General features: G+C 70.3%; 10 protein-coding genes. 6 read left to right on the forward strand and 4 right to left on the reverse strand.

Annotated features, from left to right (window positions below):
* Positions 1-16 precede the first annotated feature (16 nt).
* On the reverse strand, positions 17-3307 hold the full coding sequence (locus TA3x_RS10085) for a PSD1 and planctomycete cytochrome C domain-containing protein (RefSeq protein WP_435020780.1): 3291 nt from the start codon (positions 3305-3307) through the stop codon (positions 17-19).
* 411 nt (positions 3308-3718) lie between these two features.
* Here TA3x_RS10085 and TA3x_RS10090 point away from each other — a divergent pair, with 411 nt between their 5' ends.
* The 4 genes from TA3x_RS10090 (at position 3719) to TA3x_RS10105 (ending at position 7454) form a co-directional block, all read left to right on the forward strand.
* Positions 3719-4348: a GntR family transcriptional regulator gene (locus TA3x_RS10090; RefSeq protein WP_435020782.1), complete on the forward strand. Its 630-nt coding sequence runs from the start codon at positions 3719-3721 to the stop codon at positions 4346-4348.
* 248 nt (positions 4349-4596) lie between these two features.
* Complete coding sequence (locus tag TA3x_RS10095) at positions 4597-5586, forward strand: DUF1559 domain-containing protein (RefSeq protein WP_435020784.1); 990 nt, start codon at positions 4597-4599, stop codon at positions 5584-5586.
* A gap of 103 nt (positions 5587-5689) precedes the next feature.
* Positions 5690-6256 (forward strand): hypothetical protein, encoded by a 567-nt coding sequence (locus TA3x_RS10100; RefSeq protein WP_435020786.1) that lies wholly within the window; start codon positions 5690-5692, stop codon positions 6254-6256.
* A gap of 886 nt (positions 6257-7142) precedes the next feature.
* Positions 7143-7454, forward strand: a complete 312-nt coding sequence (locus TA3x_RS10105) for a YegP family protein (RefSeq protein ID WP_435020788.1) — start codon at positions 7143-7145, stop codon at positions 7452-7454.
* A 58-nt stretch (positions 7455-7512) separates the two neighbouring features.
* Here TA3x_RS10105 and TA3x_RS10110 read toward each other — a convergent pair whose 3' ends face one another.
* Positions 7513-8433 carry a hypothetical protein gene (locus TA3x_RS10110; RefSeq protein ID WP_435020790.1) on the reverse strand — a complete coding sequence of 307 codons (921 nt, stop codon included), beginning with the start codon at positions 8431-8433 and terminating at the stop codon, positions 7513-7515.
* 235 nt (positions 8434-8668) lie between these two features.
* Here TA3x_RS10110 and TA3x_RS10115 point away from each other — a divergent pair, with 235 nt between their 5' ends.
* Positions 8669-9784 carry a Gfo/Idh/MocA family protein gene (locus TA3x_RS10115; RefSeq protein WP_435020792.1) on the forward strand — a complete coding sequence of 372 codons (1116 nt, stop codon included), beginning with the start codon at positions 8669-8671 and terminating at the stop codon, positions 9782-9784.
* 73 nt (positions 9785-9857) lie between these two features.
* The gene (locus tag TA3x_RS10120; protein ID WP_435020794.1) at positions 9858-10622 is read left to right on the forward strand and encodes a sugar phosphate isomerase/epimerase family protein; all 765 of its coding nucleotides are present in this window, start codon (positions 9858-9860) and stop codon (positions 10620-10622) included.
* Here the strand turns inward: TA3x_RS10120 and TA3x_RS10125 are convergent, their stop codons facing one another.
* Positions 10623-12002 carry a neutral/alkaline non-lysosomal ceramidase N-terminal domain-containing protein gene (locus TA3x_RS10125; protein WP_435020796.1) on the reverse strand — a complete coding sequence of 460 codons (1380 nt, stop codon included), beginning with the start codon at positions 12000-12002 and terminating at the stop codon, positions 10623-10625.
* Between the two features lie 286 nt (positions 12003-12288).
* Positions 12289-14277, reverse strand: coding sequence for an Ig-like domain-containing protein (locus tag TA3x_RS10130; RefSeq protein WP_435020798.1), 1989 nt, complete (start codon positions 14275-14277; stop codon positions 12289-12291).
* Positions 14278-14343: the final 66 nt, after the last annotated feature.

Consider the following 14343-nt stretch of genomic DNA (forward strand, 5'->3'; position numbering starts at 1 on the left):
CTCCCTCCCGGTCGGATCAGTCGACGAACATCAATTCATTCGCCATCAGGACCACCTGGGCCAGTTGCTCCCAGGGTTCGAGCTGGCGGCGGGGCGGCCCGGAGAAGTCGCGGGCCGAATCCCAGGTGGTCGGGGCGGCGTGGTCGCCGAGTTCGCGGACCGTCGCGGTCCAGGTGTGCTGGTCGCTGTTCAGGCCGTCGCGGATGTCCACGACGAAGTCGATCGTATCGCCGGGCTCGACCGCGATCGAGTCGGCGTTGAAGTCTTCCCGTCCGTTGTGGACCGGGGCCGACTTGAGGACGCCCTGCCGGCTCGAAACGAGCCAGCCCCGGACGCCGTCTCCGGTCGCCTCGGCATGGACCAGGGTCGAATGGACCTCCACCCGGCCGGCCTTCGGGGCGACCCAGCGGCGGATCGTGGCGTGCTTGTGGTCGTCGCCGGGGTGGCCCCCCTGCGCGGTGATCTGGACCCAGCCGAGCTTGGGGTCGGGCCAGCGTTCCCCGCCGCCCCAGGCCGAGCCGTTGAAGTGGGGCAGGCGGAGGAACTCGCCGGCCGGCCCCTTCGCCGGGTCGACCGCGCCATAGCCGTACTGCCAGGCCAGGGTCTCGGGCCGGACGGGCTCGGCCGACTCGTCCGCGGGCTGGGCCAGGAAGTCGAGCGCGGCCCGACGCTCCACGTCGGTCGGATCCCGCTGGTAGGCCGCCTGGAAGAGGTCCCGGATGGCCCGGTCGGGATCGTCGGCGGGCAGCCGTTTCGCCAGGGCCCGGGCGCGGTCGGCGACGAACGGGTGGTTCATCGCGAACAGCGCCTGCTGGGGGACGGTCGTCTCGCTCCGCGCCGGGATGTGGAGGTCCGGGTTGGCGAAGTCGAAGGCGCGGAAGACGCTGGGCAGGAACTGGCGGTCCACCGTCCCGTAGAGCGAGCGGCGGGGGTTGGTGCCGGTGGCGGGGAACAGCTCCGACGGCCGCCCGCCGAGGCGGAGGTCGATCTCCCCGGTGACGGCCAGGAGGGTGTCCCGGGCCTCCTCGAACGTCAGGCGATGCGGATTCATCCGCCAGAGGAGCCGGTTCTCCGGGTCGACCTTCGACGCCCGCTCGCGGATCGCGGCGTCTTCGGGCAGGCTCGACTGTTGCTGGTAGGCGGCCGAGAGGAGGATCAGGCGGTGGATCGCCTTGGTGCTCCAACCGCCATCCACCAGGCGGCGGGCGAGCCAGTCGAGGAGTTCGGGGTGGCTGGGCGCCTCGGCGCGGATGCCGAAGTCGCTCGGGGTCCGGACCAGACCCGCGCCGAAGTGGTGCATCCAGATCCGGTTGACCCAGACCCGCGCCGTCAGCGGGTTGGACGGGTCGACGATCGCGCGGGCCAGTTCCAGGCGTCCGCTCCCCTGGGCGAACGGCTTCCGGTCCGGCCCGGCGATGGCCTGGAGGAACCGGCGGGGCACCTCGTCGCCGCGATTGGCCGGGCTGCCGCGCTTGAAGATGCGAGCCTCGCGGATCTCGTCGCGATCGACCAGGGCCACCCCGTAGGGCGGGGCCTTCGGGGACTGGATCAACCAGCGGTCGACTTCCCCCTGGAGCTTCCACATCGCGACCACGGTGCCCGAATCGAAGAACCACTCGGTCGTCACGATGGGTTCGTCCGGGACGACGCACGGGCCCCGGTCCGCGTACAGGACCTGCCGGAGCGCCTCGGCATCGGGGTCGGGCAGGCTCTCGGGCCGATCGACCTCCGCGAACAGCTTGCCGTAGCGGTCGGCGACCTCCTGGAGCGATGCGGGCGGGGTCGCGAATGCCTCGGCGACCTTCCGGTTGAGGGGTGGCGCATCGGCCCGGGTCAGGGCCTCGGTTTCCGGCTTCGCCCGGTCGGCGAACTCGGCGGCGGGCAGGGCCGAGAAGCGTCGCCAGGGGCGGAAGATCGGGTCGTCTTCCTTCGCGGCCCGGGCGAGATGGGCCTGCCAGCGCCGGACGAAGGCGGGATTCAGGTCGTCCGGGCCCAGGACGGTGTCGAACCCTTCCTGGGGGATCTTCGAGAGGTCCATCTGCGCCATCAGGTAGGCCGGGATCCGGGCCCGGACCCGCTTCGAGGCCTCGGCCCGGCTCGCTTCCATCCCCTTCCGCATGGCCTCGCGGCGCTTGTCCAGTTCCTTCTCGAAGGCTGCATAGGCCTCGTCCTGCGTCTCGGGCGCGGCGACCGGGACCAGCCGCTCGGTGCAGTTCTGGAAGACGCCGTAGAGGGAGTAGTAATCGGCCGTGGGGATCGGGTCGTACTTGTGGTCGTGGCAGCGGGCGCAGGCGACGGTCATCCCCATCGTGCCCCGGGTGAGGACGTCGATCCGGTCGTCGAGGATGTCGTGGGTCACTCCCAGGAACCGCCGCCCGACGGTCAGGAAGCCCATCGCCGCCTGCGCCGCCGGATTCTCGGGCTCGGCCTGGTCGGCGGCGATCTGATCGAGGAGGAAGCGGTCGTAGGGGAGGTCGGCGTTGAACGCATCCACGACCCAGTCGCGATAGGCCGGGGCCTGGACCAAAAACCGTTCCTCGCGGCCGTAGACGTAGCCCTTGGTGTCCGCGTACCGGGCCACGTCCAGCCAGTGCCGGGCCCATTGCTCGCCGTAATGCTTCGAGGCCAGGAGCCGATCGACCAACTTCTCGTAGGCGTCCGGGGACTCGTCCGCGACGAACGCCCGGACCTCCTCGGGGGTCGGCGGCAGGCCGGTCAGGTCGTAGGTGACGCGGCGGATCAGGCGGGCCCGATCCAGCGGCGGGGACGGGTCCAGCCCCTTCGCCTCCAGCCCTTGCTTGATGAAGGCGTCGACCGGGGTGCGACACCACGACGCGTCCCGGGGCAGGGGGGGCCGGGGGTCGGCGACCGGCCGGAACGCCCAGTGGTTCGCCCAGGCTTCTTTCCGGCGATCGACGGCCGGCGCGGGGTCGGCGGGCCAGGGGGCCCCGGCCGCGACCCAGCGTTCCAGGGCGGCGATCTGATCGGGGGAGAGCTTGCGGTCCGGGGGCATCTTGAGGTCGCCGTCCTGGCGGACCGCCTCGATCAGCAGGCTCTCGCCGGGCTTGCCCGCGACGACCGCGGGGCCGGAATCCCCGCCGTCCAGCATGGACTGCCGGGAGTCGACCCGGAATCCCGCCTTCTGCTTCTCGGCGCCGTGGCACTTCGCGCACTGCTCGATCAGGAGGGGGCGGACCTCCTTCTCGAACGCCTCGAAGTCCGCCGCCGGCTGCGCCGGGAGGGGGCCCGGCATCAGGGCGACGAGGGCCGCCGCCAGGAACGCGAAACGGGTCCGGTCGTGGGGCATGGTGAATCTCGCTCGAACGCCGGTGGGCCGGGAGTCGATCGTTTCGGTCGAGGAGGGCGGCCGGGGAGGCCCGACGCCGGCCGATTGTAGACAATCGGGTTTTCCGTGTCGACAATGAAATTGCCGTCCGAGCCGAGTTTGCGGCCTTCGCAGGCCGCCGGCGATCGCGGGCGATGCCGCAACTCGCTGCCTTGCGGTGGGTTGGGGCGAGATCCAAAAATTGATGCCAGTGCCAATTTAAGATTGTAGACAATCCCTGGCGGATTGGATACATTCGGTCGACACTCTCAAGGGCCGATGGCGCGAATCCGCCGCCGATCGATCCGACGCCTTGCGAAGCCATTCTCCATTCCCTTCCGGATCGGGGAGCGACGACCCTCGTCCTCCCCCAGGCCCCGGGGCCCAACACCGATGTCAGCGATCGAAGCGGCACCCGACCTACCGGGACCGGGCCGGATCACCAATCAACTGCGCGAGGATATCCTCACCGGTCGGCTGGAGGCGGGCTCGCGGCTGACCGAGGCCGAGATCTCGAAGCGGTTCGGAGTGGGCCGGGGGATCGTCCGGGAGGCGGTCCAGAGCCTGTCGCTCCAGGGCCTGCTCATCAGCCGGCCGAATCGAGGTGCGGTCGTGGCCCCCGAGGCGCCCCGCGAGATCCGCAGCCTGATCGTCCCGATCCGCCGGACCGTCGAGGTGTACGCCCTCCAGCTCATCTTCGACGAGCTGGAGGCCGCGGATTTCGCCCGCTGGGAGGAGATCCTCGACCGCATGCGGGATGCCTGCGAGCGCCGCGACTTCCACGCGATCGCCGAGGCCGACATCGCGTTCCACCGGGCCCTGCTGGAACGGGCCGGCCAGCCGGACCTGTTCCTGATCTGGGAGACCCTGGTCGGCCGCATCCGCTCCCACTTCCGGCGCACCCAGCGCCGCCGGTGCGAGGATGCGATGGAGATCTACGAGGAACACCGCACCATCCTGGAATCGTTCCGGGGCAAAGACCTCGCGGCCGCCAAGCGGCTCTTGAAGGAGAAGATCGGCTAGACCGCCGGCACGCCGGCCTCGATCAGCCCGCCCGTATCCGCCCCGGTCGCCCGATCGGCCGGGCGGACCGCGTCGTCCCGGTGCGCCCCGAGCGCGCCCCCGTCGGCGGTGCGCCTTCGGGCCACCCTTGTCCGTGCGCCATCTCCCCATCTCGCCGCCTCCGTCGACCTCTTCATCTCCATCGCAGACGGGTCCGGCCATGTGACGTCCGTGTCGCCTTCCCCCACCCCTTTCCGGAGAGTCCTGCCATGCGCCGTCGAGGGTTCACCCTGATCGAACTGCTGGTCGTGATCGCCATCATCGCCGTGCTGATCGCCCTGCTCCTGCCCGCCGTCCAGGCGGCGCGCGAGGCCGCCCGCCGCAGCCAGTGCGTCAACAATCTCAAGCAGATCGGCCTGGCGTTGCACAACTATCACGACACGGTGGGGAGCTTCCCGCCGGGGTCGATGGTGAATGTCGGGTGGGGCGGATCGTGGTGGTCGTGGGCGACGTTCGTCCTGCCCCAGGTGGAACAGGCGAATCTGTATAATTCGATCAATTTTTCCATGGGCAACGGGGCGAACGCGAGCCCGGAGCACAAGACCGTCTACACGGCGATGGTCGCCACGTTCCTCTGCCCGACGGACGACTCGAATCGCCTGTTCAACGACCGGAAATGGACCAACATCAACGACCTCGGCACATCCTACACCGCGGCCCCCATCAATTATGTCGCCAGCTGGGGCGACCAGAAGACGGGCAACCCGATCTTCGACATCTATTCCACCGAAGGGGCGGGTCGGAGCTGGGGGTGTAACAACACCTTCTCCGGGATGTTCGGCGATTGCAGCTCCGGGGCGGTGACCACGATCGCCAGCTGCACCGATGGGACCAGCAATACGTTCCTGGTGGGCGAGAATTCGCCGCACTACAACGGCCAGCTGATGTGGACCAACGGCCACGGGGCCTACGGGGGGTCGATCATCCCGCTGAACTGGAAGACGAGCCTCAAGGACGGCGAGACCGACCCGACCGACGGCACGGTGTGCGGCACGACCTACATCACCGCCATCGAGGCGACCCACTGCTATCGCAACCAGGTCTACAACTTCGCCTTCAAGAGCAAGCACCCCGGCGGGGCCAATTTCTGCTTCACCGACGGCTCGATCCGCTTCATCAAGCAGACCATCAACCCGCGGGTCTACGCCGGCCTGAGCACGCGGGCCCGGTCCGAGGTGATCTCCGCCGACGCCTACTGAAGCCGCGCCGATCGGTCCGCGCACCCACGGCCCGCCCTGCCGCGCCCGGAGGCCCGGCAGGGCGGACCTCCCCCCTTATCGAATCGACACGACGAGGAAAGCCATGCATCTCGGGGTGATGAAGACCTGCCTCTTCGCGGCGGCGCTGGCGGTGGCTTCCGGTTGCGGGTCGGGCAACGGCCTCCACCTCGCCAAGGTCCGCGGCACCGTGACCTACAAGGGGGAGCCGATCCCCTACGGCACGATCCTGTTCGAGCCCGACGCGGAGTCGGGGACGGCCGGGCCGTCGGCCATGGGCTCGATCGCCGGAGATGGCTCGTTCACCCTATCGACCGAGGAGTCGGGCGATGGCGCCATCGTCGGCACCCATCGCCTGGCGGTGGTCGGGCTCGAACCGATGCCCGATGCCCCGGCCGCGGCCCTCCCCGACCCCGAGACCTCGCCCCGGGAGTTCATGATCGCCAAGACCCAGGCGGGCACCCGCAAGGCCCGGTCGAAGAAGGCCGAAGTCCCCACCTTCACCGACAAGAACGGCAAGGTCTTCCGGATCACCGTCCCGACCAAGCTGGGCAACCCGAGCACCTCCGGCCTCAAGGTCGACGTGGGCCGGGGATCGAACCGGATCGATATCGCCATCGCGGAAGACGGCACGGCCCGCGTCTCCCAGTGAATTCCCGGTAGGACCGGCGAGGCGAAGGCGGCCCCGTCGCGCCTCCTCCGGCCGGGGGCGGTGGCGATGATGGAGCGAGTGACCCTCCACCGCACGGACGCGCACGCCGTCCATCTGGCGAAACGCAACGTCCAGAAAGTCGTCCAAAGAGGATGTGCGTTTTTTGGGCGGAGGATGCTTGGTTAACGGGCTTCGCCCATTGGGTTTTCAGCCCAATCCAACGGCGGCCCATCTGATCCTCGTTTTTTGTCGAGACGTATCCTGGGGATTTCCAGAAGTTTGCGGTGATGCGTGGCGATCTTTGCTTGTTCGGTTTGCGGTTTGGCACTGGCCTTGCTTTTAGATCTCTCAACGAAGGCCGAAGACGATCGAGGCGAAAGCCGATCGGCCGGCCCGCGAAAACACGGAGAATCAAGAGAGACCAACCCCACGGCGACGGCCACTCCGGTTTCGATCGGAGCGGCCCACCGCCAAGGGGAGAGCGGGTAGCCTCGCACGACCCACCCGCTCTCCCTTCCCACACAGAAGTCACCGGCGCGGTCGAGGCGATCGCGTCGGGCTTCAGGGCTAACCGGCCAGTGTTGCGGCAACCGGACGACGATGGGAGAGGTCGTCGTCCGGGAAACGTCGCTGGCCGGTTTCTTTCGTTTCGAACGCGGGGCTTTCCGGCGATGTTGCCGGATTGCCCCGCGTGCGGACGTCCTGCCATCCCGGTCGCGGGCCGTGCCGGATCATCCCCGCCGCGCACGCGGGATTCGCCCGGCCCATTGCATCGCGATCCCGCCCGGGTCAGAATCAGGCCTGACCGACCCCGAGCCGCCACGCTTGACGGGAGGCAGAGATGGCCGCCAGATTCGTGCTCAAGAAGTCTTAGGACGGGCAGTTCATGTTCGTCCTGAAGGCGGGCAACAACGAAGTCATCCTGACCAGCGAACTCTACACGCAGAAACACAACGCCGAGTCCGGCATCGAGTCGGTGCGGGCGAATGCCGCGGACGATGCTCGATTCGAGCGCAGGACCTCGGTGGCCGACCAGCCGTACTTCGTGCTCAAGGCGGGCAACGGCGAGATCATCGGGACCAGCGAGATGTACGCTTCCAATTCATCCAGGGAGCGCGGGATCGCCTCGGTGAAGCGGAATTCCCAGTTCACGCCCGTCGACGATCAGACGTCGACCCGGGTGGCCGCCAGGGCCTGAACCAAGCCGGGCGGTCGGATGGTCCGATCGAGATGGTCGGCGGCGAGGCCATGCCGGTTCACCGTGGGCGGAGGCGTGCCGAGTAGGCGGCCCAGAGCCGGCAGGCCTGTTCGAGGGCCCGACCGATCCGGGCCGATCGGACTTCGTCCGGCGATGCGGCGACGGGGAGGTAGAGCATCGCGTCTTCCCGGCGGGCGAGCACCCGCTCGGCGAGGACGGCCCGGAGCAGCCACACGGCCTCCTCCTCGTCCTCCGCCTGGACGCCCGCCCATCCGACGTATCGGCCGGTCGATGCCGGCCGGCCCGCCGCCTGCACCGCCCGGAGCACCTGATCCAGGGACTCGTCGTAGTCGGGGCGGTTCGCGGCCGCCTCGGCCGGGGAGGCCGGCTCCCAGGCATCCTCCCCGGCCAGGGCCTGCTGGGATTCGGTCAGGTGGCCTTCCCAGTAGTGGCAGGCCTTGGCCAGCGCGACGACGACGTTCTTGATCTCCTTCTCGGCCCGGAACCCGGGGCCGGCCGGGAGCAGGAGCACGGCCCCGCGGCGGCGGGCGGAGACGTTCTCGGCGGTGACGGCGAACTGGAGCCAGGCGGCCTCCGCCGGGGATCGGCACGGCACGCCGACCCAACCCGGCGCCTCCTCGACCGTGGCGAGGCCGGTCGTCAGGCCGATGGCCCGGCCGATCTCCGCGACGACCTCCGCGTATCGATCGGGCTCGGCCGCCGCCTCCGCCCCGGTGGGCGGCTCCAGGAGCTTGCCCCGGTGCGGCGGGCCGCCGGCCAGGGCCAGGTCGCAGAACGTCGTCCAGATCCGGTCCCAGGCGACCTTGCCATCCGGCCCGTAGACCAGCCCGGCCGACCCCATCGACGTGGGCGACACCTCGCTGTAGCAGTGCTGATACCGGGGCGGGAGGAGGTCGTTGACCTTCGCATCGAGGGCCGACAGCTCCGCGGCCACCTGCTTGTAGTACGCCAGATCCATCGAGGATGTCCGTCCGCTGAGCCTGCCGGGCACGTGGGCGGGGGGCCCCGACCTCCCGCTACCTTAACAGATCGACCGGCCGCCCCGCCGCATCTCTCCGCGCCGCGATGGGCCGCACGAGCCCCTTGCATCCGGGTCATGCATCGATTCGACTGGGGCGGCCGCGCCGGCGACGTGGAGGATGTCCCGCTCTCCGGGGCATCGCGTCGCCGCCCTTGGCCTGGAGGATCCGCGGATGACCAGCCTGCCGAGACGAACCTTCCTGGGCGCGACCGCCGGGGCCATCGCCGCCTCGCCCCTGATGGCCGCGGTCCGGGGCCCCAACGACACGCTGGGCGTGGGGATGATCGGCGTGGGGAGCCGCGGCTCCGCCTTGCTCAAGAACATCCTGCAAGTCCCGGGCGTCGAGGTCCGCGCGATCTGCGACGTCGACCCGGCCCGCCTGGAGGCCGCGGCGAAGGCGGTGGAGGCGGCCGGGCAGAAGCGGCCGAAGCTGTTGACCACCGACGGATCCTGGAAGGAGATCCTCAAGGCCGACGGCATCGACGCCATCGTCAGCGCCATCCCGTGCGACCTGCACGCCCGGTGCTATCTCGACGCCATCGCGGCCGGGAAGGACCTCTACGGCGAGAAGCCGATGTGCCTGACCCGGGCCGACCTCGACGCCGTGGTGGCGGCGACCCGGGCCAGCAAGCAGATCGTCCAGATCGGCCACCAGAGGCGGGCCGATACCCACTTCATCGAGCCGATCGGCGCCGTGCATCGGGGCGAGATCGGCCCGCTGGTCGAGGGCCGGATCCTCTGGTCGAACTCCTGGGGCCCGCTCTACGGCTGGTTCGGCCAGAAGAAACGGTCGGGCGACTGGATCGTCGAGCAGGCGGTCCACAACTGGGACGTCCTGAACTGGGCGGTGAACGCCGCCCCGGTCCGGGCCATGGCGATGGGCCGCGACGACCTGTTCCGCGACAAGCAGCCCGACCGCGACGTCCACGACTACTACTCCGGCGTGGTCGAGTATCCCGGCAACGTCTTCGTGAACATCATCCACAGCTGGGTGGCCCCGACCAAATTCAACGAGGAATACACCCGGCTGATCGGGGCCAGGGGGGGCGTCGACTTCAACACCGGCACGTTCTCCTACCGCCCCGAGCTGAAGAAGGCCGACCAGCAACTGGGCGGGCCGGTGACGAACAACACGCTGCTGTCGCTCCAGTCGTTCGTCAACTCGGTGCGCAACCGCAGCGAGCCGGTCTGCACCGTGGAGCACGGCCGCGCGGCGGTCCTCGCCTGCCTGCTGGTCCGCGCCTCGGTCGATGCGAAGGCCGCGATCACCATGGACCAGGTTTCCTGAAGTCGCCCCGTCGGCCGGGCCGTGGTGCCCGGCCGACGGACGCAATGAGATCGAGTCGCCGAGGGCCATCGCCGTGGAGCGTCCCGACCCCATCGCCTTGCAACTCTGGACGATCCGGGAGGCGCTCGCGGCGGACCCGGATCGGGCGCTGGCCCGGGTGAGGTCGGTCGGCTTCTCGGCCATCGAGATCGCCCCGCCGCCCGAGGGGTTGTCCACGGGCCGCATCCTCGAAGCACTCGCGGACCACGGCCTGTCCGTCGTCTCGATCCACGGGGACCTGCCGACCCCCGAGAACATCGGCCGGTGGGCGGAGGTCGCCCGCGCGTGCCGGTGCCCGAAGATCATCTGGCACGGGTGGCCGCGCGATCCTCGGTTCGATTCGCCCGAGGGGGTCGGCGACCTGATCTCGGCCTACAATGCGGCCGGGGCCCTCGCGCGCGACCACGGGCTGCAATTCGGCATCCACAACCACTGGTGGGAATTCGAGCCGGTCGGCGGGGTGCGGCCGATCCGTCGCCTGGATGCGGAGCTGCACCCCGGCATCTTCTTCCAGCTGGATGTGTACTGGGCCCAGGCGGCCGGCTTCGACCCGGCCGGGGTGCTGCTCGACCTGATGCCGCGGGTCCGATCCCTCCACCTAAAGGATGGGCCGGCCGTCCACGGCGAGCCGATGACAGCGCCGGGGACGGGGGCGGTCGACTTCCGGCGGATCCTCGGGGCCCTGCAACGACCCGTCGACTGGATCATCGAACTCGACGAGTGCGCCTCCGACCCCCTGGACGCCGCGAGGCAGGGCCTCATCTATCTCGAAGGGCTGCAGGACGAGACGCGGCCGTGATCACCGGCCCAGGCGAGCGTCGAGTTCGTGGACCTTCGCGATGATCTTCTCCTCCAGCGTGGGGGACCAGGGGCCGGGGTGGATCCGGCTGTAGCGCATCGCCTCGGTCGCCTCGTAGCCGCCCTCCTCGCGGACGCGGCGGCTGGGGACGTAGCCCATCACGTCGTTGCTGTAGCCGGCGACCCAGACGGCGGCCCCGCCCGCGAGCTCTCGCTTGAGCCGGAGCGAATAGTCCACGCACGTCTCGCCGCCGAGGGCGGCCAGCACGAGGTCGTCGCCGAGGCGGACGACCTGCACGGGGCAGGGATAGCTCGTCGGCAGCGTCTCCCCGGCATCGAGCCGGGCGAGGAACCGCCTGGCGTGGCCGGCCTCGGCCGGGTTCGGCGAGTCGAGCCGCCTGCGGAACTCGTCCCGCGTCGGAACCGGGTCATAGTCGATGTCCACCTCGCCGTAAGCGGCCCGCAAGGGGCCGGACACGGCGCGGGGGGCGACCGAGAGGGCGGTCTCGACGGCGTTGGACAGGGCCCGCCCGTGCTGCTGCGCCATCTCGACCGTCTTGCGCGGGTAGGGATTCTGGTCCCCGCCGCACCCCATCAGGAACAGGGCGACGGCGCCCGGATGCTCGGCCTGCACGAACTCCTGCGCGTAGCCGGCGTAGTCGGCGTTCCACTGGTAAAGGGCGAGCGACGTGTTGTGGCACGCGTAGCCGAACAGCACGGCGCGGAGCGCACCGCCCTCGCCCTCGATGCGCAAGACCGGCACGGACTGGTCCACCGGGCCGTCGGGGTTCGGGCTGTTCTGATAGCCCTTGGGCGTGGGCAGGCGGCGGTTCATCGAGAAGCCGGCCCGCGCGTGGGTGTATCCGAGCCGGGCCGGTGCCATCCCGCCCAAAGCCTCTCCGATCAGGGCGAAAAGCTGCCCCTCCAGGCGTGCGCCATAGGCCTCGCCGTCCTGGGTCGGCCGGGTGTCGGCATCGTCTCCGGCCGAGTGGCCGAGCCGGAACTCGGGCCCGCTGTGGGTGTGCGAGGCGTTGAGCAGCAGCCCTTCCGGCGGCAGTTGGAACGCCTCGCCGCAGCGCCGTTCCAGGTTCTTGCGGAGCACGCGCGGCACGCCGATGAGGTCGAGCGTGACGATGACCAGGCGCGTCCCCTTCGCGTCCTCGATGGCGAGCGCCTTGCCGTACAACTCGGTCTCCTTGCCCTCGGCCGGCCTGGTCCGCGCCGCATAGCCGGCCATCCAGAGCGGCTTCTCCGGCGTGATGGCCACGCGGGCCACCCCGGCCTTCCAGGGCAGGGGATCGGGCGCGGCGGATCGGCCCTCGGTCGGGAGTCCCGCCAGGGAGGCGATGGCCAGCAGCCAGCCGGGGAGGAGGTGATTCATCGGGTCGTCTCGCCCAGGGGTGGGGATGATCCGGCATCGCCGGGCCGCGCCGGCGACCCGCGCCGGACGGCCAGGATAGCCGAGCGGCGACGCGCGGGGTAGGAGCCCGCCCCGGCGTCGGGATGCTCCTAACTTATGCCCTCGACTGTGGGAGGGGCGAGGCGGATGATACGCCTTGCCGGAGGGATCTGGGTGTCCCTCCGGCAAGGCCGCCCGCCGAAAATCCCGGGCCGCTCGGATTCGCGTCGTCCGGGCCGATCACGCGGAAGGATGGATGGGACCCCGGTCAGTCGACCCTGGGGGTGATGATGGGTCGGCGGGCCATGGATGAGACGCGGACCGGCAACGTCTTCTGGGCCAAGGCGTTGCCCGCCCGATCGATCAGCCCCCCCGCCGCCACCCGCAGCACATGCTTGCCCTTGCGATGGCCCGGGGCGACGCGGAAGGTCACGATCACCGTCCTGGAGTCGGCCGATGGGGTCGAGACGACCGGCGTCCCTTTCAACTTCGATGGGCCCCGCGGTCCTGCCAGGCTGAAAACCCTCCCGACGTCCAGGCGTGCCGGGTCGATCCCGCTCCGGTCGTCGCGGAAAGTGGCGGTCGCGATCCCGGTCTTCGGATTGTAGGCGACCCCGAGGGCCCGGGGGGCGACCGTGTCGATCCGGACCGTCGTGATCGCGGCCTCCGGATAGGGTGATCCGGCGGTCGGGAGGACGACCCCGGTGATCGCGTAGGTCCCGTCGTCCAGCGGGGGGGACGTCAGGGCCCACCGGCCGTCGCTCCCGGCGATGGTCTCGCCGATCGGGAATGGCGACGACGCGTCGGCCCGGCGGGCGAACAGGCGCACCAAGGCCAGCGGCTCGACCGTGCCCAGGAATCGCGGCTGGTGATCGCCCGTGATGCCGTCCGAGTTCGACGACCCGAGGTCGGTCAGCGGGTCGAGGCCCCCGGCGAATGCATAGGCAGTCGCCGTCGTGTCCAGCGCATAATCCGTGCCCGAGTCCTTGCGGACGACGGTGACGCGCACCCCGAAGACCCCCGGCGTGGCGAAGGTCTTCGATCCGAACACCAGGAATTTCCTGGCGGTCGAGTCGTAGGCGACCGTGGCCGGCGTGGTGGTGCCGTCGCCCCAGGAGATCGCCGCCGAGAACACGCCCGGGTCCTGATTGCTCGCGGAGGCCGGGTCGGCGAACGAGGCCAGCGGCCCCGAGAAGGGCTGGCCGGCCGTGGTGGTGATCGGAAAGCCGGACCCGAGCAGGGGGGCGACCACGTCCGCGACCGGCTGGACGATCGCCGCGGTGGTCGCCGTGACGACCTGGCCCGTCAGGCGTCGGGTGATGGTCACGGTGACCTGCTGCGTCCCGGCGGCGGAATAGGTGAACGAGCCGCGGACGATGAACTGGCCGGCGGACCCGGCGACGGCTTCGATCGTCCCGACGGTCGTCGGCAGCCCGGGCCCCCAGGCGACCGTGGCGAAATAGTCGGCGCCGGTCGTGCCGGCGTCGAGGTCCGAGAACGACGCGACCGGCACTCCGGAGATCAAGGCCCCGGCCGACGCGGCGATCACCGTCCCGGACGCATTCAGGGCCGAGGACACGATGGTACCCTGGCTGACGGCGTCGGCGACCTGCCCGGTGGAGATGCGGACGATGGAGACGGTGGCGTCCTCGGCCCCCGGGTCGCGGTACGTGTACGTGCCGCCCACCGCGAAGCCCCCATTGGCCCCGGCCGTGACGGTCGCGGGCGTCGTCGCCTCCCCCTCGCCCCATCGGATCGTCGCCCGGTAATCGTCGGCCGTCCCGCCGAAATCCTGGAAGGTGGCGAGCGTCCCGTTGAAGGCCCGGCCGGTGATGGCCGTGAAGGGCGTCGCGACCAGAGACAGGTCGGCCTCGGTCACGCTGGCTTCCCCCTGGGCGGAGGTCCGCGTCTTGTCCGCGTCCGACCCGACCAGGGTCACGGTGACCTGATAGCGACTGGGGCGTCCGTAGGTCTTGATGCCGATGACGTCGAAGCCGCCCGTCCCGTTCGCGGCGATGCTGCCGGGCGTGGTCGTGCCGTCGCCCCAGGCGATCGTCGCGGCCGATGCCTCCGAACCGGCCACGTCGGACGCGGCGAAAGTCGCGACCTTGCCCTGGAACGACTGGTCCTCGACGGCGAGGACCGGGCCGACGACGAATGCCATCAGGTCCCGGGCCTCCAGCCGTTCGATCGGCCCGGGCGACGGCCTCCGCACCCCGCCCCTCACACGATCCGCTCTCGAAGGACGCTTCCGCATGCATGCACTCCCGGACGAGGTTGGGGGGACCCGAGGAGGCCTGGCGTGCTCGGGCGGAGTCGGGAC

The sequence above is a fragment of the Tundrisphaera macrotermitis genome, assembly GCF_051175315.1.
Classification (GTDB): domain Bacteria; phylum Planctomycetota; class Planctomycetia; order Isosphaerales; family Isosphaeraceae; genus Tundrisphaera.

Excerpts from the sequence above, each read along its gene's own strand:
- TA3x_RS10105 (WP_435020788.1), top strand. The coding sequence starts at position 7,143 with ATGTTCGTCCTGAAGGCGGGCAACAACGAAGTCATCCTGACCAGCGAA.
- TA3x_RS10085 (WP_435020780.1), bottom strand. The coding sequence starts at position 3,307 with ATGCCCCACGACCGGACCCGTTTCGCGTTCCTGGCGGCGGCCCTCGTC.
- TA3x_RS10125 (WP_435020796.1), bottom strand. The coding sequence starts at position 12,002 with ATGAATCACCTCCTCCCCGGCTGGCTGCTGGCCATCGCCTCCCTGGCG.
- TA3x_RS10130 (WP_435020798.1), bottom strand. The coding sequence starts at position 14,277 with ATGCGGAAGCGTCCTTCGAGAGCGGATCGTGTGAGGGGCGGGGTGCGG.
- TA3x_RS10115 (WP_435020792.1), top strand. The coding sequence starts at position 8,669 with ATGACCAGCCTGCCGAGACGAACCTTCCTGGGCGCGACCGCCGGGGCC.
- TA3x_RS10090 (WP_435020782.1), top strand. The coding sequence starts at position 3,719 with ATGTCAGCGATCGAAGCGGCACCCGACCTACCGGGACCGGGCCGGATC.
- TA3x_RS10095 (WP_435020784.1), top strand. The coding sequence starts at position 4,597 with ATGCGCCGTCGAGGGTTCACCCTGATCGAACTGCTGGTCGTGATCGCC.
- TA3x_RS10110 (WP_435020790.1), bottom strand. The coding sequence starts at position 8,433 with ATGGATCTGGCGTACTACAAGCAGGTGGCCGCGGAGCTGTCGGCCCTC.
- TA3x_RS10100 (WP_435020786.1), top strand. The coding sequence starts at position 5,690 with ATGCATCTCGGGGTGATGAAGACCTGCCTCTTCGCGGCGGCGCTGGCG.